Annotated in this window: 22 protein-coding genes and 1 riboswitch; of the genes, 1 reads left to right on the top strand and 21 read right to left on the bottom strand. The window is 49.3% G+C overall.

What is annotated here, in order from left to right:
- Positions 1 to 12 precede the first annotated feature (12 nt).
- The 5 genes from rpoZ to HWY38_RS08975 form a co-directional block, all read right to left on the bottom strand.
- A complete protein-coding gene (rpoZ, locus tag HWY38_RS08995) occupies positions 13 to 216 on the bottom strand; it encodes a DNA-directed RNA polymerase subunit omega (protein WP_224181686.1) in 204 nt (67 codons plus the stop codon).
- A 3-nt stretch (positions 217 to 219) separates the two neighbouring features.
- Positions 220 to 834 (bottom strand): guanylate kinase, encoded by a 615-nt coding sequence (gmk, locus tag HWY38_RS08990; protein ID WP_003154347.1) that lies wholly within the window; start codon positions 832 to 834, stop codon positions 220 to 222.
- A gap of 7 nt (positions 835 to 841) precedes the next feature.
- A complete protein-coding gene (remA, locus tag HWY38_RS08985; RefSeq protein WP_003154355.1) occupies positions 842 to 1,111 on the bottom strand; it encodes an extracellular matrix/biofilm regulator RemA in 270 nt (89 codons plus the stop codon).
- Positions 1,112 to 1,187: 76 nt separating this feature from the next.
- Positions 1,188 to 2,063: a YicC/YloC family endoribonuclease gene (locus HWY38_RS08980; protein WP_014417740.1), complete on the bottom strand. Its 876-nt coding sequence runs from the start codon at positions 2,061 to 2,063 to the stop codon at positions 1,188 to 1,190.
- Between the two features lie 81 nt (positions 2,064 to 2,144).
- Positions 2,145 to 4,817 carry a calcium-translocating P-type ATPase, SERCA-type gene (locus HWY38_RS08975; RefSeq protein ID WP_224181685.1) on the bottom strand — a complete coding sequence of 891 codons (2,673 nt, stop codon included), beginning with the start codon at positions 4,815 to 4,817 and terminating at the stop codon, positions 2,145 to 2,147.
- A 120-nt stretch (positions 4,818 to 4,937) separates the two neighbouring features.
- On the opposite strand from HWY38_RS08975, the gene HWY38_RS08970 reads away from it, so the two are divergent.
- On the top strand, positions 4,938 to 6,644 hold the full coding sequence (locus HWY38_RS08970) for an NFACT family protein (protein WP_224181684.1): 1,707 nt from the start codon (positions 4,938 to 4,940) through the stop codon (positions 6,642 to 6,644).
- 425 nt (positions 6,645 to 7,069) lie between these two features.
- Here HWY38_RS08970 and HWY38_RS08965 read toward each other — a convergent pair whose 3' ends face one another.
- From HWY38_RS08965 to pyrP, 16 genes are all read right to left on the bottom strand, one after another.
- Positions 7,070 to 7,558 carry a bifunctional precorrin-2 dehydrogenase/sirohydrochlorin ferrochelatase gene (locus tag HWY38_RS08965; protein ID WP_044801409.1) on the bottom strand — a complete coding sequence of 163 codons (489 nt, stop codon included), beginning with the start codon at positions 7,556 to 7,558 and terminating at the stop codon, positions 7,070 to 7,072.
- Entirely contained in the window at positions 7,539 to 8,324 is a 786-nt protein-coding gene (locus HWY38_RS08960) for a sirohydrochlorin chelatase (RefSeq protein ID WP_020955802.1), read from the bottom strand. Before HWY38_RS08960 ends, HWY38_RS08965 begins: the two co-directional genes overlap by 20 nt.
- Positions 8,325 to 9,098 carry a uroporphyrinogen-III C-methyltransferase gene (gene cobA / locus HWY38_RS08955; RefSeq protein ID WP_224181683.1) on the bottom strand — a complete coding sequence of 258 codons (774 nt, stop codon included), beginning with the start codon at positions 9,096 to 9,098 and terminating at the stop codon, positions 8,325 to 8,327.
- A gap of 124 nt (positions 9,099 to 9,222) precedes the next feature.
- Positions 9,223 to 9,816, bottom strand: coding sequence for an adenylyl-sulfate kinase (cysC, locus tag HWY38_RS08950; RefSeq protein ID WP_007611313.1), 594 nt, complete (start codon positions 9,814 to 9,816; stop codon positions 9,223 to 9,225).
- A gap of 13 nt (positions 9,817 to 9,829) precedes the next feature.
- On the bottom strand, positions 9,830 to 10,978 hold the full coding sequence (sat, locus tag HWY38_RS08945; protein ID WP_032874852.1) for a sulfate adenylyltransferase: 1,149 nt from the start codon (positions 10,976 to 10,978) through the stop codon (positions 9,830 to 9,832).
- A gap of 48 nt (positions 10,979 to 11,026) precedes the next feature.
- Entirely contained in the window at positions 11,027 to 12,091 is a 1,065-nt protein-coding gene (locus tag HWY38_RS08940) for an inorganic phosphate transporter (protein WP_032874850.1), read from the bottom strand.
- A 12-nt stretch (positions 12,092 to 12,103) separates the two neighbouring features.
- Positions 12,104 to 12,805: a phosphoadenylyl-sulfate reductase gene (locus HWY38_RS08935; RefSeq protein WP_003154369.1), complete on the bottom strand. Its 702-nt coding sequence runs from the start codon at positions 12,803 to 12,805 to the stop codon at positions 12,104 to 12,106.
- A gap of 127 nt (positions 12,806 to 12,932) precedes the next feature.
- A riboswitch (SAM riboswitch) is annotated at positions 12,933 to 13,037 on the bottom strand.
- Positions 13,038 to 13,134: 97 nt separating this feature from the next.
- On the bottom strand, positions 13,135 to 13,770 hold the full coding sequence (gene pyrE / locus HWY38_RS08930; protein ID WP_317986216.1) for an orotate phosphoribosyltransferase: 636 nt from the start codon (positions 13,768 to 13,770) through the stop codon (positions 13,135 to 13,137).
- Positions 13,767 to 14,486, bottom strand: coding sequence for an orotidine-5'-phosphate decarboxylase (gene pyrF / locus HWY38_RS08925; RefSeq protein WP_224181681.1), 720 nt, complete (start codon positions 14,484 to 14,486; stop codon positions 13,767 to 13,769). The genes pyrE and pyrF overlap by 4 nt, the downstream gene beginning before the upstream one ends.
- Positions 14,455 to 15,390: a dihydroorotate dehydrogenase gene (locus HWY38_RS08920; RefSeq protein WP_224181680.1), complete on the bottom strand. Its 936-nt coding sequence runs from the start codon at positions 15,388 to 15,390 to the stop codon at positions 14,455 to 14,457. The genes pyrF and HWY38_RS08920 overlap by 32 nt, the downstream gene beginning before the upstream one ends.
- Positions 15,390 to 16,160 (bottom strand): dihydroorotate dehydrogenase electron transfer subunit, encoded by a 771-nt coding sequence (locus HWY38_RS08915; protein WP_105937744.1) that lies wholly within the window; start codon positions 16,158 to 16,160, stop codon positions 15,390 to 15,392. The genes HWY38_RS08920 and HWY38_RS08915 overlap by 1 nt, the downstream gene beginning before the upstream one ends.
- Entirely contained in the window at positions 16,157 to 19,372 is a 3,216-nt protein-coding gene (gene carB / locus HWY38_RS08910) for a carbamoyl-phosphate synthase (glutamine-hydrolyzing) large subunit (RefSeq protein ID WP_022553369.1), read from the bottom strand. Before carB ends, HWY38_RS08915 begins: the two co-directional genes overlap by 4 nt.
- Positions 19,357 to 20,451: a carbamoyl phosphate synthase small subunit gene (locus tag HWY38_RS08905; RefSeq protein WP_007409730.1), complete on the bottom strand. Its 1,095-nt coding sequence runs from the start codon at positions 20,449 to 20,451 to the stop codon at positions 19,357 to 19,359. The genes carB and HWY38_RS08905 overlap by 16 nt, the downstream gene beginning before the upstream one ends.
- On the bottom strand, positions 20,448 to 21,734 hold the full coding sequence (locus HWY38_RS08900) for a dihydroorotase (RefSeq protein ID WP_224181679.1): 1,287 nt from the start codon (positions 21,732 to 21,734) through the stop codon (positions 20,448 to 20,450). Before HWY38_RS08900 ends, HWY38_RS08905 begins: the two co-directional genes overlap by 4 nt.
- A complete protein-coding gene (locus HWY38_RS08895; protein WP_082997986.1) occupies positions 21,718 to 22,632 on the bottom strand; it encodes an aspartate carbamoyltransferase catalytic subunit in 915 nt (304 codons plus the stop codon). Before HWY38_RS08895 ends, HWY38_RS08900 begins: the two co-directional genes overlap by 17 nt.
- A gap of 141 nt (positions 22,633 to 22,773) precedes the next feature.
- Entirely contained in the window at positions 22,774 to 24,084 is a 1,311-nt protein-coding gene (pyrP, locus tag HWY38_RS08890) for a uracil permease PyrP (RefSeq protein ID WP_224181678.1), read from the bottom strand.
- Positions 24,085 to 24,148 lie beyond the last annotated feature (64 nt).

Below are 24,148 nucleotides of genomic sequence, written 5' to 3'. Positions count from 1 at the left end.
TACGTGTGCTTGTTATTTGCTGTCTTCTCTTTCAAACGAAAGCAGGCCCGCGTCAATTTCTTCTAAAGCTTTGCCTACATATTTGTGAGAAATGGTATGTTCAATCTGCTGGTCTTTTTTGATCTGCATTTCACGCGCGCGTCTTGCAGACACGGTCACCAGCGTATATTTAGAATCTAATTTATTCATTAAAGAGTCAATTGACGGATCTAACATAAGTTATTCTACCTCCAGCATTTTCTTATATCTCGGAGCGACGCGTTCACGTTTTAAGTGCTCGGCGAGAACGATTGCGTTAATCTTATCACAAGCCGTTTGGATATCGTCGTTTTCAACGACATAATCATACGCGTCCATCATTTCGATTTCAGCTTTTGCGGCATTCATTCTGTTTTCGATTAAATCGTCGGTTTCAGTCCCTCTTGTTACGATTCTGTTTTTCAGCTCAGAAAGACTCGGCGGCGCTAAGAAGATAAACAGGCCTTCCGGAAATGCATTCCGCACTTGGAGCGCGCCCTGCACTTCAATCTCTAAGAAGACGTCTTTTCCTTCTTGAAGCGTCTGTTCGACATAATCAACGGGCGTTCCGTAATAGTTGCCGACATATTCCGCCCACTCAAGCAGTTTGTTGTTTTCAATCATGCGTTCGAATTCATCTCTAGATTTAAAGAAATAATCGACGCCGTCGACCTCGCCCTCTCTCGGGTTTCTCGTCGTGACTGAAATTGAGTATTCAAATTTCGTATCCTGTTGTGAAAATATTGCTTGCCGAACCGTTCCTTTTCCAACTCCGGAGGGACCTGAGAGAACGATTAATAACCCTCTTTCTTTCATGCGGCAATTACCCCTGCCCTTCATCCATAATTTCTTCTTTCACAGAAAGTCTGTGTGCAACTGTCTCAGGCTGGACGGCAGATAAGATAATGTGATCACTATCCATGACGACAACTGCACGGGTTCTTCGTCCGTATGTAGCGTCTATTAGCATTCCGCGGTCTCTTGCATCCTGGATCATTCGCTTTATTGGCGCAGACTCCGGGCTGACAATCGAAATCATCCGATTGGCGGAGATGATATTGCCAAATCCGATATTAATCAGTTTAATCGTCATCTTCTACGTTCCCCCTGTAAAATAGACGTCTCTAGTGTAACCTGAAGAGACCGTCTGTAAACAATACGCACAGTCGCTATTCTATATTTTGCACTTGTTCCTTCAATTTTTCAATAGAACTTTTCATTTCAACGACAAGCTTTGTGATTTGATGATCATTGGCTTTTGAGCCGATCGTGTTCGCTTCCCGGTTAAGCTCCTGAACAAGGAAATCAAGTTTGCGGCCGACTGCCCCGCCTTCTTTTAATATATCACGGAATTGAACAAAATGGCTCTTCAATCTGGTAATTTCTTCCGTAATATCAGAACGGTCGGCGAAAATGGCGCATTCCGTGATCAGCCTGCTTTCGTCGAGCGCGTCCTCCGTCCATTCCTTCATTCGGGCGTAAAGACGTTCGCGGTACTGAATAACAACGGCCGAAGCGCGCTCTTTCACCTGTTCGGAAAGCGTCTCAAGCCGCTCAATGTGCAGAAAGCAGTCTTCCGCCAAAAGCCGTCCTTCTTTTTCCCTCATGTCACAAAGTTCCTTTACAGCCAGCTCAGCGGCTTCCCTGATGACTTCTTCAAGCTTGTCATCACGCATCTGTTCTTCGTGTATCTGCGCAATATGTTCAAATTTAAAGAAATCCATTGCATCGGGTTCTGCGGCCAGGCTGTAGCGCTCTTTCATGACGCGTGCGGCGCTCACATATTCATCAAGGAGCTCCCAATCGATGTTCAGGCTTCTTTTTATGAGCGCGTCACTGTTTACAGTGAGAAACAGCTCTACTCTTCCGCGCTGTATATGCTGCAATATCGTTTGTTTCAGCTTATCCTCTACATATAGCAAAGGCCGTGGCAGGCGGGCGTTCACTTCTTTGAACCGGTAATTGACGGATTTCAATTCAACGGTTGCCGAGAGATCGCCTTTTGTGCTGCTTGCGCTGCCGAAGCCTGTCATACTCCGTATCATATGAAACACCCAATTCTTTCCCGTTATCAAAATAAAAGGGCAATAGACATGCTATTACCCCTAAGATTATATCATATGGAATTATTTTTTTCTTGTCAAAAGTGAACCTGCCAGCAAAAAAGTAGGTATGCCCGACATACCGATAATCAGCATCCAATCGCCCGGCGTAATCGGCACTGTTTTGAAAATCGGCTGCAGCGGCGGATAATAGATGACGATGACCATCAGGAAGATAGAAGAAATGATGGCGCCGAGCAGATAGATATTTTCAAACGGATTCCGGGAGAAAACAGACGTTTCGCTCCGGCAGTCAAACACGTGTATAAGCTGAGCCAGGACAAGAGTCGCGAATGCAACGGTCTGTGCGTAGGGCAGATTTTCAGGATTGCGGTGATAGACGATGATAAACGCTAAAATGGTTGCGGCTCCGATTAAAAACCCTCTTGATACGACTTTCCAGCCCAGTTTTCTCGCAAACACTCCTTCTTTCGGATGCCGCGGCTTCCGCCTCATCAGATCTCCTTCCGGCTGATCCATACCGAGGGCCATCGCCGGCAGCCCGTCAGTGACTAAGTTCACCCACAATATCTGAATCGGAACGAGCGGCAGCGGCAGAGCGAGAAGCATCGCAAACAGCATCACTAAAATTTCACCGACGTTGGAGGCGAGCAAATACCGGACGAATTTTCTTATATTTTCATAGATATTCCGTCCCTCTTTTATGGCTGATTTAATCGTAGCAAAGTTATCATCTACCAGAATGAGAGAAGAGGCTTCCTTTGCCACATCCGTTCCCGTCACGCCCATGGCAACACCGATATCTGCCTGCTTTATGGCCGGCGCGTCATTAACCCCGTCTCCCGTCATGGCGACGACGTGTCCGTTTTCCTGGAACGCTTTGACGATTTTCAATTTATGTTCAGGCGACACGCGTGCGAAGACGTAGACATCATCGACCGTTTCGATAAGTTCTTTCTCCGTAAGCTCATTCAGCGTCTTGCCGTCCATCACACGCCCCTTTTTCGGAAGAAGACGCAAATCTTTCGCAATGGCCTTTGCCGTTTCAACGTGATCCCCTGTGATCATAACCGTTTTAATGCCGGCTTCACGGCATTCTTTAATCGCCTGTCTGACCTCCGGACGGGGCGGATCAATTATGCCTGACAAGCCGAGCATCGTCAGATTTTTTTCCGCCTGCTCCATTGTCGGCTTTTCTCCGGGCTTAAGCGGTTTATAAGCAATCGCGATCGTACGCAAAGCTTGCGACGCCAGCTCTTTCAGAACCGCTTCCGTTTCTGCTTTCTTTTCTCCTGAAAATGGCGCGCTTCTTGCGTCGTACATCAGATGTGACGAGCGGTCAATCAGCACATCGGGCGCTCCTTTAGTGATGACGAACTGCTTTTTTTCCTGATCCTCTACAATGACGGTCATCATTTTGCGGACGGAGTCAAACGGAAACTCGGCAACCACGCGGTATTGCCCGCTGAGCCAATCGTTTGAATAGCCGCCCTTTCTTGCAGCCGTCAGCAGCGCTCCTTCTGTCGGATCACCGTCGAGTACATAATGGCCGTCTTTCAGTGCGATTTCGGATGTGTTGCACAACGCGCCGAAAACCAGCATTTGTTCAAGAATCTTTTCATCTTTCGGCTTGATTTCCCGCTCATCTCGGGTGAAAACGCCCTCCGGCTCATAGCCGATGCCTGACACTTTAAATGTTTTTCCCCCTGACCACATATGGGTGACGGTCATTTTGTTTTGTGTCAGCGTGCCGGTTTTATCAGAACAAATGACAGAGGCGCAGCCCAATGTTTCAACCGCCGGGAGCTTTCTGACAATTGATTTTTGTTTGATCATGCGCTGGACGCCGATTGATAAGGCCACCGTAACAATGGCGGGAAGCCCTTCCGGAATCGCGGCGACGGCCAATGACACTCCGGCCAAAAACATGCTGTAAAGCTCATGTCCCTGTAAGACGCCGACTGCAACGACCAATACCGTTAAAAGGAGCGCGACGATAATTAAAATTTTGCCGAGCTCTTCAAGTCTTCGCTGCAGCGGTGTTGAAAGGCTGCCGGCGGATTCCAGCATATCGGCGATTTTCCCCATTGCCGTATTCATTCCTGTACCGACGACGACGCCGACACCGCTGCCGCGCGTTACGATCGTACCCATAAACGCCATATTGCTGATGTCGCCTAACGAAACATCCGGCTTTCTCAGTTTATCAGCTTGTTTAACAACCGGAATTGATTCCCCGGTCAGCGCCGATTCCTCAATTTCAAGGCTTTTCGCTTCAACGATCCGCACATCCGCGCCAATCCGGTCGCCGCTTGAAAATTTCATGATATCGCCGGGAACGAGCTCCTTGGACTGAATTTTCTTCCAGCTCCCGTCCCGCAACGCTGACACATACGGCGTTGACAGCTCTTTTAATGCATGTAAAGACTTTTCCGCACGCCGCTCTTGAAAAAAACCGAGAACCCCATTGACAAATACAATCGCCATAATCGCTACGGCATCTACATATTCGCCTAAAAACCCGGATATTAAGGTTGCCGCCAGCAGCACGAGCACCATAAAATCTTTAAATTGGGCGAAAAACACGGCGATCGCCGGTGTCCTCTTGCCCTCCTGAAGCTCGTTCGGTCCGTGCTTTTCAAGGCGTTTTTTCACCTCTTTTTCGCTCAACCCCTGTTTAATGGACGTATTTGTTGCTTTCAGCAAATCGGTTTGTCCCATTTCATGAAACTTCATTCTTCTCGTCCACTCCCCTGCCCTCGCTTTAGAGATGTCACTCTGTAAACAAGCTTATTCTGACTCGTCCCTTTTCATGCTATAATTATCGAATGCAGGAAGAAGGAAAGGGTGTTTTATATGTCTTTTGATGGCATGTTTACATACGGAATGACACATGAATTAAACAGCCGGATCGCCGGAGGCCGGATTACGAGAGTCCATCAGCCTTTTAAGCACGATGTGATATTCCATATCCGCGCTAACGGAAAAAACCATAAATTATTATTATCGGCGCATCCGAGCTATTCACGGGTGCACATGACAAACCAGGCCTATGAAAATCCGAGCGAGCCGCCGATGTTTTGTATGCTGCTCAGAAAGCATATAGAAGGCGGATTTATTGAGAAAATAGAACAGGCCGGATTAGACCGGATTATGATATTCCGCATAAAAAGCAGAAATGAAATCGGCGACGAAACCGTCAGAACGCTGTATGTTGAAATTATGGGGCGGCACAGCAATATTATTCTGACTGACGGAGAAGGAGCCATCATCGACGGGCTGAAACATCTATCTCCGTCGATGAACAGCTACCGGACCGTTCTGCCGGGCTATGATTACAAGCTTCCTCCCGCTCAGGAAAAAATTTCGCCGCTTGCCGCGGATGAAGAAGACGTTTTGCGTTATCTCAGTTTCCAGGAAGGACGGCTTGACCAGCAGATCGTCAGACATTTCTCCGGTGTTTCTCCGCTGTTTGCAAAAGAAGCCGTTCACAGAGCGGGTCTCGCTAATAAAATAACGCTGCCGAAGACGCTGATTGAAATGTTCCATGCCGTAAAAGATTGCAGATTTACACCGAACATTACAACAGCCGGCGGAAAGGAATACTTTTATCTCCTGTCTCTCACACATGTAAACGGAGAGGAGCGCACCTTTCACTCACTGAGTGAGCTGTTGGACCGGTTTTATTTCGGCAAGGCGGAACGCGACCGCGTCAAACAGCAGGCTCAGGATCTCGAGCGGTTTGTCGCAAATGAAAGGAAAAAGAACGCCAATAAGATAAAAAAGCTGGAAAAGACGCTCGACTACTCAGAGAATGCGAAGGAATTCCAGCTATACGGCGAACTGCTGACGGCAAATTTGTATATGCTGAAAAAAGGTGACAAAGAAGCGGAAGTCATCAATTATTATGATGAAGAAAGTAAGACAGTGACCATCCCTTTAAATCCGAACAAAACACCGGCAGAAAACGCGCAGATGTATTTTACAAAGTATCAAAAGGCGAAGAATTCCGTCGAGGTGGTAAAAGAACAGATCCGTCTGGCCGAGGAGGAAATCGCTTATTTCGATCAGCTGATCCAGCAGCTCTCCTCCGCCTCCACAAAGGATATTCACGAAATAAGGGAAGAGCTTGTGGAAGGCAAATATTTGCGACCGAAACAGCAGCGGGGACAGAAAAAACAGAAGCAGCACGTTCCTGTTTTGGAGCAATATGAATCTTCACGGGGATTGACGATTCTTGTCGGCAAAAACAATAAACAAAATGAGTACTTAACGACAAAAGCTGCCGCAAGGGATGATTTATGGTTCCACACGAAAGACATTCCGGGTTCCCACGTTGTGATTAAAAGCAGCGATCCGGATGAACAATCCATACTGGAGGCGGCTGCGATCGCCGCTTATTTTTCCAAAGCGAAAGATTCCGGCTCCGTTCCCGTTGATTATACAAAAATCAGACACGTGAAAAAGCCAAACGGCGCAAAGCCCGGATTTGTCACCTATGACAGCCAGCACACCGTATTTGTCACACCTGATGCCGACCTTGTCATACGGCTGAAAAAATAAACGCACCTCCAAGCTGAAATCCGCACTCAGCTTGGAGGTGTTTTTTATTACGTATAAACGGAGACGAAACTTTCCCAGCCGTCAGAACCGATCTTTACAATATCTGATCAGTTTCCCGTCATGTCTGCCTGATCCGCCGGGGCCGTCTGTGATTAAAGCGGTCACACCTTGATTTGGCGGCGGATGCTGTCAACTTCCCTCGCCGCACCTGAGCACATCCGGGCGGGTCTCTGGCCTTTCCTTTGTATACGGGCGGAATCCAGGCGGAATTGGGATCAGATACATATTCCGCATCACTTCGCAACCCTGACCGCTTGTCGGCATATACCGTTCAAACTGCCCGCTTTCGTTTTGAATTGTTCACATTCGACGGACTGTCAGGACAGTATAAAAAACACCCTGCCCGATGACAGACAAGGTGTTTTTTATGGTCTTCTTCTTTTCTCAAATAATCGATCCACTTCTTCAGTCAAATCAGCAGTAATGAGAGGCTCTATGTCCTCAGCCAGTCTTTTCGTATGTGCCGGGCTTGCGCCGCTTGTTGATACGGATACTTGAATGCGCCCTTTGCGAATGATCTTCGGCATATACACGCTGCCCTGTTCAGCATCGCTTACACAATTGACCAGCTGCGTTTCAGAAGCGCTCGCGGCTATCTCCTGATTCACACTGCGGTCATTTGTCGCGGCAATGATGAAAAAAGCGGGCGCGAGATCCTTCATTTCAATTTTACGGGAAACCCAGCGGATACGTCCTTCATCTGCCAGCTGTTTAATTTCAGGCAGGGCATCGGGACTGATTACAGTAATATCCGCGCCTTCCGGAAGCACCGTTTTGAGCCTTCTTAAGGCAACATTGCCTCCGCCCGCGATGATAATTCTTTTTCCGCTTAAATTAATGTGCAGAGGCAGCATACTGTCCCCCCTTAAAATCAAACTGACCGCCGGGGTTTCGAACAGCTTCTGACACACGGTTCAAAAACGCCTGCTTAATATGAGGGTGAAAACCTAAGTATGAAGCGAGATGAACATTTTGATTGATCGTTTGAAGCTTTTGAACTTCCCGTTCAATCTCAGTCATTAAAAGCCCGGTAAACAGAAGATATGGAACGATAAAAACGGGTGCTCCGTCATCCTCTTCAAGGCCGGCAAACACTTCTTTATAATGCGGGTCACATGCTGTTAAAAAACAAGGGATGACTTCTTTAACAGGTGTAATCGCCTCAAGTTTTCCGGCAATCTCACTGACTGCGTTTTTAACTGCCGGATCTGTGCTTCCTCTTCCGATCAGCACCACTTTCGCCTGCTCAATGGGCACTCCGGTATCTTCAATGCGATGATGCACCGCTTTTACGACTTCATCGTCCACTCCGATCGGAACACCATATGTCACTTTTATATCGGGATGCAGGGCCGCCGCACGGGCGATTTCAGCCGGAATGTCATGTTTTGCGTGGGCAGCGGTCAACAGCAGTAAAGGCACGGCCGCAATATGAGTGGCGCCTTGTCTGACACATGCTTCAAATCCCGCTTCAATAGACGGTTCCTGCAGTTCTAAAAAACAAATTTCCTGAATGGGAGCGTCAGCGTGCGGCATGCACCCTTTTAAAAACGCCGCCGACTCTGTCTGCGCTTTTTTCAGCCTGCTTCCGTGCCCGATGTATAAAATCGCCTGCTTCATTTACAACGCCTCGCTCAAATCCAGATTTTTCTGATCAGATGCATACCAGTCCAGTTTGCAGTGATAATTGACGACATCACCGATAACAATTAAGCTCGGGTTTTTGATTTCTTCTTTTATCACGGTGTCTGAAAGCGTGCCGACGGTGCAGACGACTGTTTTTTGCCTGTCCGTCGTTCCCCAATGAATAAAGGCTGCCGGGGTGCCGGCGTCTCTGCCGTTTTCCAGCAGCATTCTTTCAATCTGCCGGATATTTTTAATTCCCATATAGATCACCAGCGTATCAATACCCGTCGCCAGCGCTTTCCATTTTTCTTCAAAGTCGTCTTCTTGTTTATAATGCCCCGTAACGAATGCGACATTGGAACTCACCTCTCTGTGCGTCACGGGAATGCCGGCATAAGCAGCAGCCGCGATTCCTGATGTAATGCCGGGAACGATCTCAAACGGAATGGCGTTTTGCGCGAGAGCCTCCGCTTCTTCGCCTCCGCGGCCGAAAACAAACGGGTCGCCTCCCTTGAGCCTTACAACGGTTTTTCCCTTTTTCGCATACTTCACAAGGAAACGGTTGATCGTATCCTGTTTCATAATGTGAAAATCCGGGAGCTTGCCGCAGTAAATCAGATCCGCCTCTTCTCCGGCATACTGTAAAATCTCTTTGCTTACCAATCTGTCATATAATATAACGTCCGCTTTCTGTATGGCTTTCATTGCCTTCACCGTTAATAAGTCCGGATCTCCCGGACCGGCTCCAACGATAAATACTTTCCCCATAGCATGTCTCCCCGATCCGTTTTGAAATCTTCCCAGAACAGCCGCGAGGCCGCACTTCAGCTATTTTACCATATCCCGCCATTGCGGGGGATATCCGGCTGATTGCGCGGCCTTTTTGGACCTATTATGCTAAGCTGTTTTTCACAAAGTCAACCAGTCTTCCGGTGCATTCTTCGCGTTCACATTTGCCTGAATCAAGTACGAGCTCAGGCGCTTTCGGCTCTTCATACGGTGAGTCGATCCCCGTAAAGAACGGAATTTCACCATTTCTTGCTTTTTTATATAAACCTTTCGGATCGCGCTTTTCACATATATCGAGGTCGCATTTAACATAGATTTCATTAAATTCGCCCTCTGCCACAAGCTCTCTCACCTGATCTCTGTCCTCACGGAACGGAGAAATAAAAGCCGTGATGACGATGGTTCCCTGCTGAACGAAAAGCTTCGCCACTTCCCCGATGCGGCGTATATTTTCCTTGCGGTCATCATCGGAAAAACCTAAGTCCTTGTTTAAGCCGTGGCGGATGTTATCACCATCAAGCACGATGACTTGATAGCCTTGTTCAAACAGCTCGCGCGCTGCGGCGTTTGCAATCGTGGATTTCCCTGAACCGCTTAAGCCCGTCAGCCAGAGGATAGAGCTTTTATGCTTGTTTTTCTGCTGGTATTCTTCTTTCGTTATTGAGGCTTCATGCCACACGATATCACGATTTGTCACTCTATTTTCCTCCTTAAGAAACGCCTGCTTCTTCTTTCGTTTTCAGCCCTTTAATCAACACCTCGACAACTTCAGGACGGCTGAATTCCGCCGGCGGCATGACGCCGCTTCGCAGCATTTCTCTGACCTTTGTTCCTGACAGAATGACGTGGTCTTCTCTTTCATGCGGGCATGTTTTGGCCGTTCCCATGTTGCCGCATTTCCGGCAGAAGAAGCTGTGCTCGAATTTCATCGGTGTAATACCGAGTTCATCCGCTGTAAATTGATCAAACAGCTCTTGCGCTTCATATGTGCCGTAGTAATCACCGACGCCGGCATGATCGCGGCCGACGATGAAATGCGTGCAGCCGTAGTTTTTGCGGACAAGCGCGTGGAAAATGGCTTCTCTCGGCCCCGCATACCGCATAGCCGCCAAAAATACGCCGAGGAAAACGCGGTCTTTCGGATAATAATGATCGAGCAGCACCTGGTAGCTTTCCATTCTGACATCCGCCGGAATGTCATCTGATTTTGTTTCACCGACGAGCGGGTTCAAAAACAGGCCGTCAACCGTCTCAAGCGCGGTTTTTTGGATATATTCGTGGGCGCGGTGGACCGGATTTCTCGTTTGGAAACCGACAATGGTTTTCCAGCCCTTTTCTTCGAAGCTTCGTCTTGTATCGGCAGGTTCAAATGTAAACTCAGGAAACTGCTTTGACGCTTTTTTAATTAATGTGATCGGCCCGCCGACATACGTATCGCCGCGTGAAAATAATTTTTTCACGCCCGGATGCGCGGCATCATCGGTTTTATACACGTGAACGGCTTCTTTTTGTTTATCCGGCGTATAAATATCTTCGATGTCGACTACGCCGTATGTTTCTCCGCCGTAAGTCAATTTCACCGTGTCGCCGACGGCAAGCTCAGCCGCTTTTTCTGAATCGACCGGAAGCGTGATCGGCAGGGACCAGACAGCCCCGGATGCCAGACGCATATTTTCAACGACTGACACGTAATCTTTTTCTGTGAAAAATCCTTCAATCGGGCTGTACCCCCCGATCCCGATCAGCTCTAAATCAGCGAACGAAATCAAATCAAGCTCAATTTCTTTTTGGACGGATGTAAGATCATACTGCTCATTCACCCGATTAATTAATGTTCCTCCGTGCGGTGCTAAACTCATAATACATGATTCCTCCCAGTTAACAGATAAATAAACTCAGATTAATAGTTAAATGCCTCCGCCTTGTTCATGGACAGAGCGTTTCTCTTTTCGGATGGCTTTCATCAGACTGGCGGCTCCGCCAGCTGCCAAAAGCACGCTGGCCATCATAAAGATGGAATAGTAATCTCCTTTTAACAGCAGGGAGACAAGCAGATACGAAATCGACAGTGACAAAAACGGCGAAACGACCCATACTTTGAGCATCGTTTTCACGACTTCTTTATGAAAAACGTTCGGCCCGTTTTTGGCCATTCCGATACCGATAATTGATGATGATGTGACTTGCGCCAATGGGACCGGCAGACCGAAGACGGAACTGATAATGACAAGCCCCGCGCCGGTTCCTGAAAGCAGTATGCCTTCTCCGGCTGAAAATCTCGTAATCTTTTTCCCGTTGGTTTCAAGCACTTTACGTCCTAAAAGCAGAGCGCCGAAAGCGACAAAGATGCCTCCGTACAGCGTTCCTTTGGACACGCTGAGCACGCCCGCCGCAACCAGAGGGCCCACCGCATTTGCGACATTGTTCATTCCGGCTGAAAAAGCTTCCCAAAACCCCGCAATCAGCAGCACAATCCCTAAAATCTTCTGTTTCCGATTCGAAATGACTCGAATATTCAGAGAACTGAATACCTTCGAGACGAGAAACGTGAAACAGAACGCGACAAACGGTACGAGCACCCAAAAACTCACGATGACCAAAAGATGCTGTAAAAACAATACTTTGTACGCGACGCCGACACCGACAATCGCCCCGACAGTGACCTCACTCGTCGACAGCGGAATGCCCAGCACATTCGCCGTGAATAACGATAGCGCCGCCGATCCGATAATAATGCAGACAATGGTGAGCGTAATGGTTTGTTCGGGAATGATTCCGCCGCTGATCGTCTTAACGACTTCACCGCCGCCGATAACCGCCCCTGACAGGACTCCGGCCGCGCAGATGATCAGCGCATACGTTTTCTTTTTAACGGCGCCGGACCCGTAAGCGACTCCCATTGAAGCCGCGGCTCCGCTGGCTCCGATATTCATGGCAAAAAACAGGCAGAATAAAATAGCGGCTAATTCCATCGTGCAGCTCCTTTATTCATGCAGTCCGCATTCTGTTTTCGCCATGCCGTTCCATCTGCCGCTCCGCAAATCTTCCGCGGTAAACGCAGGTGAAGTGCACGGTTCACAGCCGATGCTCGGATACCCCTGATCATGGAGGATATTGTAATCCAGCTCATGCTTGGAAGTATATCTCCAGATGTCTTTCCATGTCCAATGGATCAGCGGGCATACTTTAATCGATTGAAACTTGTCGTCTTTATTCAGGAAATTCGTATTCGCCCGGCTCGGCCCTTGATCCCGGCGAAGACCGGACAGCCATGCCGGATGCCCCGCGAGCGCTTCTCTTAACGGCAGAATTTTTCTGATGTAGCAGCACTGGTTCGGTTCTCTTTCCCACAGTTTATCTCCGTGAGCCTCGGCTTGTTCTTCAAGAGTAAGGCTGGGCTTTTTCAGGATAATGTTCAGCCCCGGATAACGTTCTTTCACTTTTTCGATCGTTTCATATGTTTCTTTAAAGTGAAGACCCGTATCGAGAAACACGATTTCCGCGTCTTTCTTTACTTTAGAAATTAAATCGATCAGGACGATGCCTTCAATCCCGAAGCTGCATGCGTAAACAAGCTGGTCTCCGTAGTGGCCGTATGCCCATTTTAAAACGGACAGCGCGCCTTTATAGGAATCGTCTTCCGGAAATGTAATCGCCGGCTCTTCCCATGTGTCATACGTTAGCATTTTTCCTTTCCTCCTCCCGGAGACAATCAAACAGCTGTTGTTTTCTGCCGGTTGTCTTATCCCTCAATCTTTTTTTCATATAAAAAACTTTCAATCCAGCGGAATGAAAGACAGTGACCCGGTATAGCCCTTATCTTCAAAATGCTGTGCATTTTTCTGGATGCGGCACCTTGCATGACACGCAGGTTGCCGGGCGTCATCGGTCCAGTCCCTCAGCCGCTCTTGATAAGCTTTTTAGATTTGTACTAAATTTTAGCACAATTCTAACAGAAGTCAACCCGAGTTTTTTGATAGGAATAATAAAACAGGCCCTGAGGCCTGTTTTATTGTCATTTTTTTTTAAACCAATCTTTTGACTCGGGATTCTGTTTCCATGATTTCAGTTTCTCAATGTCATCTGAATGTATCGTTCCGTTTTCAAGCGCGACTTCAATCAGCGTGTCATAATCCGTTAACGAGTAATAAGGAAGACCTGCTTTTTTAAAGGCTTCTTTTGCTTTCGGCAGTCCGTATGTAAAAATGGAAATGACGCCGAGGACTTCCGCGCCCTCTCTTTGAAGGGCCGCCGCAGCTTCAAGCACGCTGCCCCCGGTAGAAATCAAGTCTTCAATCACGACTGTTTTTTGTCCTTTCTTAATGGCGCCTTCTATTTGATTTCCTTTGCCGTGCGCTTTCGGTTTGCTTCTGACGTAGCACATCGGCGCGCCTGTACGGTCTGCGAGAAGCGCAGCATGCGGAATGCCCGCCGTTGCAGTGCCCGCGATCATCTCCGCCTCAGGGAAATGCTCTTTCAGCAGTTTGCCGAGCCCGTCCGCCACATCATTTCTCACTTTTGGATACGACAATGTCAGACGGTTGTCACAATAGATCGGTGATAAAATGCCGCTCGCCCACGTAAACGGCTCATTCGGGCGTAAAAAGACAGCTTCAATGTGTAATAGATGTTTTGCGATAGCCTGTTTCATCGGCGAACGCCCTCCCATTCCAGTTTAATTGCTTCATATGCTTTAACGGGGTTTTCCGCTTTTGTAATTGAGCGGCCCACGACAATCGCTGACGAACCATTTTCTTTCGCAAATGACGGAGTCGCCGTCCGGACTTGATCGTCAGCTGCGTCACTGGCCGTGCGGATGCCCGGCGTGACTGTGAGAAATGAAGGCCGGACCGCTTCATAAATGGCTTTTGTTTCATGTACCGAACATACCACTCCGTCCAGCCCGCACTCTTCCGCCATTTTGCCGTAATGCACAACCGTTTCTAACAGCGGCTTATGCAGCAGAAGCTCTTCCTTCGCCACCTGCTCTGAAGTGCTGGTCAACTGAGTCACCGCGATTAAAGACGGGCGTTTTCTGCCTGCCGGCGTGCCTTCTTCAAGCCCCTCAAGGGCCGCGTGCATCATGCGTGCGCCCCCTGCCGCATGCACATTGACGAGATCAACGCCGAGGCCGGCAAGCCGCCTCATCGCTTTATTGACCGTAGTCGGGATATCATGAAGCTTTAAATCTAAAAATATATCACAGTTCCGTTCTTTTAATTGGTGAATGATGGCGGGGCCTTCCTGATAAAAAAGTTCCATCCCCGTTTTGACAAAAAGCCTTTCCTTTTCAAACAAGTCTAAAAACGTTAAAGTCTCTTCCCCTGATGCAAAATCAAGCGCGATGATGGGCAGGTTGTTTTTCATGTTTCCAGCTCCTTCCGATGCATTCACTTACAGATTGAAAACCGTGTTGGCGCAGCACACAGGGGAGCTGTTCTATGATTTCCGGGCAGACGAACGGATTGACGAAGTTCGCCGTGCCGACGGCAACCGCACTCGCTCCCGCAAGAAGAAATTCTAATGCATCCTCTGCGGTCTGAACGCCGCCCATCCCTATAATCGGGATTTGAACGGCCTGGCTGACTTCGTATACCATCCGGATGGCGACCGGTTTGATCGCCGGGCCTGACAGTCCGCCCGTTTTATTTGCTAAGATCGGCCGGCCCGTCTTGAGATCGAGCCTCATCCCGATGAGAGTATTAATCATCGTCAGACCGTCAGCACCGGCCGCTTCAATCGCTTTGGCAATTTCGGTTATGTTTGCGACATTAGGCGAAAGCTTCACATACACAGGCACTGCGGAAACTTCTTTCACCGCTTTTGTCAGTTCGGCCGCCATGACGGGATCAGTACCAAAAGCAATTCCCCCCGTTTTGACATTCGGACATGAAATGTTAAGCTCAAGCGCATGCACATTCGGCGCTTGGCTGATGTGCTCGGCCACTTCTTTATAGTCGTCCACCTGAGAACCGGCGACATTTGCGATAATCGGCGTGTCAAATTGTTCGAGCCAAGGCAGCTCATGATTGAGCACATGCTCAAGGCCGGGATTTTGCAGTCCGATGGCATTCAGCATTCCCGCGCTTGTCTCCGCCACTCTCGGCGTCGGATTTCCGAAGCGGGCTTCGTTCGTCGTTGCTTTAATCATAATGCCTCCGAGGCATGATAAATCGTAAAATCCGGCATATTCTTTCCCGAAACCGAAACATCCGGAAGCGGGGATGATCGGGTTTTTCAATTGGAGACCCGGCAGATTCACATCTAACATTACAGCGCCACCTCCTCAGCTTTAAATACCGGCCCGTCAAGGCAGACCTTTACATAGGATGTATCGCTTTCACCCGTGCGGCACACGCAGGCGAAGCAGGCACCGATGCCGCAGCCCATCCGCTCTTCCATCGAAAGATAAACCTCTTTATGGCCGTACTGCTGCTTCAGAGCTTTCAGCATCGGTGTCGGTCCGCAGCTTAGCAGGACATCGAATTCGAGCTGCTTTTCACGGATGACATCGGTGACAAACCCTTTCTCTCCATATGTTCCGTCAGCCGTCGCCACATAAGTGTCTCCGTACGCACGACATTCCTGTTCGTAAAAAACATCCTTTGCTGATTGAAATCCAAGCACATGAATGACGTTTACGCCTTTTTCCGTCAGGCGCTTTGACAGTTCCTGCAAAGGCGGAACCCCGACTCCGCCTCCGACTAACAGCGCGGTTTTGCCGGATTCAATCCGCCGGACGGGGAACCCGTTGCCGAGAGGGCCGAGAACGTCTATCCTGCCGCCCTCTTTTTTCTCGGACAAAAGACGCGTTCCCTCACCGTCAGCTCTGTAGATAACGGATACTTCATTCGCAGCGAAATTGACGTCCGCAATGCTGAGCGGTCTTCTTAATAGCGGCGTGACCGCGTCACTCACCTTCAGATGAAGAAATTGACCCGGCTCGGTAAGGTGCCGGACAAGCTCTCCTTTCAGCACCATCTTATAAACCCGGTCGGCAATTTCTAAGTTGGATTGAACAGTCAAATGCGCTTTCTTCATATCGTGACTGCCGCCTTTTGATTGGTTTCGGATGCAGGCATATGATCCGCCCGGAATGTCATGCTTTCCAACACCCGCAAAATGGCTTCGGCCGTATCTAAAGATGTCAGGCAGGCGACTCCGTTTTCAACGGATTCGCGGCGGATTCTGAAGCCGTCTCTGGCCGGCTGTTTGCCCTTTGTCAGCGTATTGATGACAAATTGCGCTTCGCCGTTTCTGATGACATCGAGCAGATTTTTCCCTTCTTCGCCGATTTTTCCGACGACTTGAGCCGGAATCTGAGCGTCTTTCAAATAAGCCGCCGTTCCTTCCGTCGCCAAGATTTTATAGCCGATGGCGTGGAACCGCTTGGCGATCAGCAGTCCTTCTTCTTTATCTTTATCGGCAACGGTCAACAGCACTGAGCCGTAGTTCGGAATTTGAATGCCAGAAGCAATCAGCGCTTTATAGAGCGCTTTTTCCAGGGTTGAATCTTTGCCCATGACCTCTCCCGTCGACTTCATTTCAGGGCCTAACGTGATATCCACTCTTCTCAGCTTCGCGAATGAGAAGACAGGCGCTTTCACGAATACCCCCTGCTGTTCAGGCTGCAGCCCCTCTTGATAGCCGAAATCAGCAAGCTTTTGGCCGAGAATGACCTTTGTCGCCAGATTCGCCATTGGGATTTTTGTGATTTTGCTTAAGAACGGCACGGTTCTGCTTGACCGCGGATTTACCTCAAGCACATACACCTCACCTTGCGACAGTACGAACTGGATGTTCAGCAACCCGATGATGTTAAGGCCTTTTGCCAAGGCTACAGTGTATTGTTCGATTTTTTTCTTAATGTCTTCGCTTAAAGACTGAGGCGGATAGACGGCGATTGAATCCCCTGAATGGACGCCGGCCCGCTCGATATGCTCCATAATCCCCGGAATAACGACTGTTTCGCCGTCAGATACGGCATCGACTTCGATTTCTTTCCCCGTCAGATAACGGTCGATTAACACCGGATGCTGCGGGTTGATTTTGACCGCATTTTTCATATAGTGAAGGAGCTCTTCTTCGTGATAGACGATTTCCATCGCCCGGCCGCCGAGCACATACGAAGGACGGACAAGTACCGGATAGCCGATGGATGCGGCGATTTTGACCGCTTCGTTCACCGACACGGCGGTTTTCCCAAGCGGCTGCGGCACATTCAGCGCCTCAAGCGCCTGCTCGAACTTATCCCGGTCTTCCGCACGGTCTAAATCTTCAAGTGATGTACCGAGAATTTTGACGCCGCGGGCGCTCAATTCTTCCGCAAGGTTGATCGCCGTCTGGCCGCCGAATTGGACAACAACGCCTTCCGGCTGTTCCAAATCGATGATGTGCATGACATCTTCAACCGTCAGCGGTTCAAAATACAGTTTGTCTGATATGCTGAAATCAGTGGACACCGTCTCAGGGTTGTTGTTGATAATAATCGCTTCATAGCCTGCCTGCTTGATCGCCCAGACAGAATGAACGGTCGCATAGTCAAATTCGACGCCCTGTCCGATACGGATCGGGCCGGAACCGAGGACGACGACGCTTTTTCTCGAAGTAACCTCAGACTCGTTCTCTTCCTCATATGTGCTGTAGAAGTACGGGGTTTCTGATTCGAATTCCGCCGCGCATGTATCCACCATTTTATATACAGGCTTGATGTCTGCTTCTTTTCGCATTTGATACAGCTCTTGTTCCGGCATATTCCATTCCCGGCTGATATATTTGTCGGAGAAACCGAGTTCCTTCGCTGTCTGAAGGACGGCGAGGCTGCCTTTTTCCGCTTTCAGCTCTGTTTCAAAAGCGACCAGCTTCCAGAGCTTGTGCAAAAAGAATACGTCAATTGCGGAAAACTCATGAAGCTGCTCCACTGTATAGCCTCTTCTGAACGCTTCAGCAAGATAAAACAGGCGTTCATCCCCGGCTTTTCTGATCCTTTTTTCCAAAAGTCCGTCAGAAATCTCTTCCGCATCCTTCAGTTCAAGGTGATAGACATCGGCTTCCAGTGAGCGGACCGCCTTTAACAGCGATTCTTCAAGGGTGCGCCCGATGGCCATGACCTCTCCGGTAGCTTTCATTTGCGTCCCGAGCCTGCGGTTTGCCGACTCAAATTTGTCGAACGGCCAGCGCGGGATTTTAGAAACGACATAGTCAAGCGCGGGCTCAAAAGCCGCATATGTTTTTCCCGTTACGGGATTCATCATTTCATCAAGAGAAAGCCCGACTGCGATTTTCGCCGCAAGCTTTGCGATCGGGTAACCCGTCGCTTTTGAGGCGAGGGCAGATGAGCGGCTCACCCGCGGATTCACTTCGATAATGTAATATTGGAAGCTGTCGGGATCGAGCGCGAGCTGAACATTACAGCCGCCTTCAATGCCGAGCGCGCGGATCAGCTTTAATGAAACATTGCGCAAAAGCTGGTATTCCCGGTCGCTCAAAGTCTGGCTCGGGGCAACGACGATGCTGTCGCCCGTATGGATGCCGACCGGATCGATATTTTCCATGTTGCAGACGACGATGGCGTGATCTCTGCTGTCTCTCATGACTTCATATTCGATCTCTTTGTAACCGGCAATGCTTTTTTCCAGAAGGCACTGATGGACGGGGCTGAGTTTTAATCCGTTTTCTACGATCTCTTTCAGTTCCGCTTCATTCGAGCAGATGCCGCCGCCCGTTCCGCCTAATGTGTAAGCGGGGCGCACGATAACCGGAAACCCGATCCGGCCGACAAATTCCTCGGCTTCCTGTAAAGTGCGGATGATCTCACTTTCCGGCACCGGTTCATTCAGCTCATTCATCAGCGTACGGAATAAGTCGCGATCTTCCGCCTGCTGGATGGCGGAAAGCTTTGTGCCGAGCACTTCCACTCCGCATTCCTCAAGAACCCCGAGTTCAGACAGCTCGACGGCAAGATTCAGTCCGGTCTGTCCTCCCAGAGTCGGCAGGATGGCGTCCGGCCGTTCTTTTCTGATAATACGCGTGAGAAACTCCGGCGTCAGCGGTTCTATGTATACCCGATCAGCCATTTCCGTATCCGTCATAATCGTTGCCGGATTCGAGTTGACGAGAATGACTTCATAGCCTTCTTCCTTTAAAGCGAGACACGCCTGTGTGCCCGCATAATCAAATTCCGCCGCCTGTCCGATAATAATCGGGCCTGATCCGATCACTAAAATCTTTTTAATATCTACGCGTTTTGGCATACCGCTTCCCCTTCTTTCTCAGTTGTTTCGATCAAGTCAATGAATCTGTCAAATAAATGATTGGCGTCTTCCGGCCCCGGTGAAGCTTCAGGGTGGTACTGAACCGTAAATGCCGGCAATGTTTTATGCTTGAGTCCTTCGATCGTTTGATCATTGATCGCAATGTGCGTCACTTCAAGCTCTGTCTCATCTATTGAAGAAACTGTATATCCGTGGTTTTGGGCGGTTAAAGCGACTTTCCCTGTCGCAAGCTCTTTAACCGGATGATTGGAACCCCTGTGTCCGAATTTCATTTTTTCCGTTTCCGCTCCGGATGCCAGCGCAAATAATTGGTGGCCGAGGCAGATTCCGAATAACGGCACCTTCCCGAGTATGCCTTTTATCATTTCAATGGCTTCCGGCACATCTTTCGGATCTCCGGGTCCGTTAGAAAGCATGATGCCGTCCGGCTTGAGCTGAAGCACTTCTTCCGCCGTTACATTGTACGGCACAACGATGACATCGCATTTTCTTTTGTTTAACTCTCTTAAAATGCCGTGCTTCATACCGAAATCGACGAGTACGATGCGTTTGCCCCGGCCCGGACTCGGATATGCCGTTTTCGCAGATACTTGAGCGACTTGATTTCTCGGCAGTTCCGTTTCTTTCAGCCTTGCAAGAACCTCTCCGACATTCTCCTCACTTGAAGCAAACGTTCCTTTTAATGCGCCGGCCGTGCGGATCATTCTTGTGAGCTTTCTCGTGTCAATCCCTTGTAAGCCGGGGATATTTTTCATTTTCAAATACTCGTCAAGCGTATAAGCCGAACGCCAGTTGGAAGGCAGCTCGCACAGTTCTTTTACGATCAGCCCTTTTACAAAAGGAGTGATGGATTCAAAGTCATCTCTGTTAATTCCGTAGTTGCCGATCAGAGGATACGTCAGCGTCACGATCTGCCCGCAGTAAGAAGGGTCTGATAAAATTTCCTGATAACCGGTCATTCCCGTGTTGAATACGACTTCACCCGCTGTATGTTCCAGGCTCCCGAATGCTTCACCCTCAAATACCGCTCCATTTTCCAGCACTAGTCTTCTTTTCATTTGACGAGTCTCCCTTCTTCGTATGCAAGCTTACCGGCAGCCATCGTTGCAACAGGCCAGCCGAAGCACTTCATCTTGTTGAATGGCGTATTTTTTCCTTTAGATAAAAATGTATCTTTGTCAATGGCCGCTTCTTTTTCCAGATCAATCAGGGTGATGTCAGCCGGCGCCCCCGGTGCAAGCGTTCCGTACGGAAGATCAAATGCCTCGCAAGGTTTTGCCGTCATGAAATCAACCAGCTGCTTCAGCGTCCACGCCCCGTTTTTCACAAAATGTGTGTACAGAAGCGGAAAGGCAGTTTCTAAACCGACGATACCGAAAGGCGCAAGCTTCATGTCCGTGTTTTTCTCTTCTTCTGTATGCGGCGCATGGTCAGTGGCGATGAAATCAATCGTGCCGTCTAAAAGCCCTTCAATCAGCGCCTCTCTGTCGTCTTTGCTGCGAAGGGGCGGATTCATTTTAAAATTGGTATCAAGTCCCGGGATATCTTCGTCACAAAGCAGCAGGTGGTGCGGCGACACTTCCGCCGTCACGCGGATTCCCGCTTTTTTTGCGTCTCTTACGGCTCTGACGGATTCTTTCGTGCTGATATGACACACATGGTAATGGCAGCCCGCCGCTTCAGCCAGCAGCACGTCACGGGCGATATGTACCGCTTCACAAATGGAAGGTATGCCGTTCAGGCCGTTCGCTTTTGAAAAAGAACCTTCATGCACGCTTCCACCGTAAATCAGTGAGTTATCCTCACAATGAGCAACAATCGCTTTATTTATTGAAGCCGCCCGTTTCATGGCTTCATACATCATTCCGGCCGTCTGAACGCCGACGCCGTCATCGGTGAAGGCGAATGCGCCGGCTTCATGAAGTGCCTCAAAATCTGTCATTTCTTCTCCGGTTTGTCTGATCGTAATCGATGCGTAAGGAAGAACCCTGACAGATGAGGTTTCTTTGATCCGGTTTTGCAGCCATTCCATCTGCTCTTTCGTATCCGGCACCGGCCTTGTATTCGGCATGGCTGCGACTGTGGTAAAGCCGCCCCGCGCCGCGGCTTTAGAGCCCGTCTCAATGGTTTCTTTTTTCTCGCCGCCCGGTTCTCTGAAGTGAACATGAAGGTCTACGAGCCCCGGTGAAACGAACAGTCCCTCAGCGTCGATCACCGTTTCTCCGTCTTTCGCTGTCAGAAGCCCGGTTTCCGAAATGAATTCACCCGTTACCCGGATATCCTGCGCCACTTTTTCTCCCTGTTCATTTAACATCCAGCCGTTTTTAATGAGATAAGACATAAGCCGCTTCTCCCCTTTTCACATTGGTTTGCAGTGCTCTTTTTAAGACTGCCATTCTGATATACACACCATTTTCCATTTGTTTAAAGATTCTTGATTTTCCGCATTCCACTAATGTTGTGTCAATTTCGACTCCTCTGTTCACCGGTGCGGGATGCATGATGATGGCATGCCGCTTCATGCTCTCCGCCCGATTTGCGGTCAGCCCGTATGCTTCCAGGTAGCCTTTTTGGTCGGCTTCTGTCTGATGCCTTTCATTTTGGATGCGGAGCAGCATGACGACATCTGAAGCTTGTATTGCTTCATCCGTCTGTACACAGGTGCCGAAGGCGTTTTTCTCATCCTGCCATTGCGGCGGACCAGAAAACAGCACGCGTGCGCCGAGCCTTGTCAGCACCTCGGCATTCGACCTTGCCACCCTGCTGTGTTTGATATCGCCATGAATGGAAACCGTCAGGCCCTGAAAGGTCTCAAATTCCTCTTGAATCGTCATTAAATCGAGCAATGACTGAGTCGGGTGCTGGCCGCAGCCGTCGCCGGCGTTTAAGATCGGAATATTGACTCTGCCGGTCAGATCTTTGTAATATTCATCCGTGCTGTGCCTGATGACGCAGGCGTCCGCTCCGATTGATTCCAGTGTTTTGACCGTGTCATATAAGGACTCGCCTTTTTGAACGCTTGTGCTCGTATCGTCTAAGCTGAGCACGTTCATCCCGAGTTTCTTTTCCGCCACTTCAAAGCTGAACCGCGTCCTCGTGCTCGGTTCAAAAAACAGATTCGCAACGAATTTTCCCGCGAGATCGGGACGGACTGTACCCTCTTTTATCGCTTTTGCCTCACGCAGCAGTTCTGTAATTTCAGCAGTGCTCAGTTCAGACATCGCCGTTAAATGATTCATGTTTTTCTCCTCCGTTTCCGCTTGAAGGCCGTAAAAAACACCCCGGTCTATAGACTCGGGGTGCGGTTAAAGAGAGAAGCAGCGTACAGCTTCTTCCCGTTATAACCCTTCCAAGCCTCTCTGGACTTTCTTTAAAAGGTTTTACATATGATTTTGTTTTTCTGATGCCATCGCGTCTTCTTCATTTGCATGCGGCAGGATAAGGTTCAGGATGACTCCGACAATTGCCGCAAGCGCCATGCCGGATATTTGGAACCCGCCTTTTGATACTTGAATAAAAGCCCCTCCGACGCCGATCACGAGGATGACGGATGTGATAATTAAATTTCTCTTGTTTTCATAATCAATGTTGTTGTCAATCAGCATTCTTAAGCCGCTGGAGGCGATAATTCCGAAGAGCAGGAAGGAAACGCCTCCCATAACCGCGGACGGAACAGAGCTGATCAGCGCTGATACTTTTCCGATAAATCCGAAGCACAGCGCAATCACACCCGCGCCGCCGATGACAAAGACGCTGAAAACTCTCGTAATTGCCAGTACACCGATGTTTTCGCCATATGTTGTCGTGGGCGGGCCGCCGATTAACGAAGCAATGATCGTCGCTACGCTGTCCCCCATTATGGAGCGGTGCAGTCCCGGCTTTTTAATGAAATCCTGTCCGACGACTTTACTCAGCACCATTTGGTGGCCGATATGTTCTGACATCGTCACGAAAGCGACCGGCACCATCGCAGCCGCAATGCCCAATGTCACTGCCGGCGTATAGTCTTTGAAAGGGATGATAAATTCAGGAACGGCGAACCACTTTGCATCAATGACCGGCTGAAAGTTGACGATGCCCTGTGTCAGCGCAAACAGATATCCGCCTATAATGCCGATCAATACCGGAATCAGGCTTAAAAATCCCCGTAAAAAGATGGCGCAGATAATGGTGATGGCCAAAGTGACGCCGGCTACACTGAAATGTTTCAAGCTGTAGACGAGTTCCTTCGCATTCGGATCAGCATACATTGCCATATTGACGGCTGTGCTTGCCAGTCCGAGGCCGATGACGATGATGACCGGCCCGACGACCACCGGGGGCAGCAGCTTCATCAGCCACCCCGTTCCAAGCTGCCTGATGAGAAGTGCGATCAGGCCGTACACAATTCCCGCCAGGAAAGCGCCGACCATGGCAGCCCCCGGTCCTCCCGTCGCCTTCACCAAGATAATCGGTGATATAAAGGCGAATGATGAGCCGAGATAAGCGGGAATCTGGCCTTTTGTCACCAAGAGATAGGCGAGTGTCCCGATTCCGCTCGTGACAAGCGCCACTGCCGGGCTCATTCCGACCAGTTTCGGCACGAGTATGGTTGAACCGAACATGGCGAATAAATGCTGCAGGCTGAATGACAGCCAGGACAATGGATTGGGGACGTCCCTGACTCCCAGGTTTACTTTTTTCTTACTCATGGCGTTTTCCTCCCGGTTGACTTTCAAATGGTATAAAAAAACCTCTTTGCTTTTTGCGCAAAGA

The sequence above is a fragment of the Bacillus sp. KS1 genome (assembly GCF_020075515.1).
GTDB classification, from domain to species: domain Bacteria; phylum Bacillota; class Bacilli; order Bacillales; family Bacillaceae; genus Bacillus; species Bacillus velezensis.
This window is presented reverse-complemented; position numbering and strand designations above follow the sequence as displayed.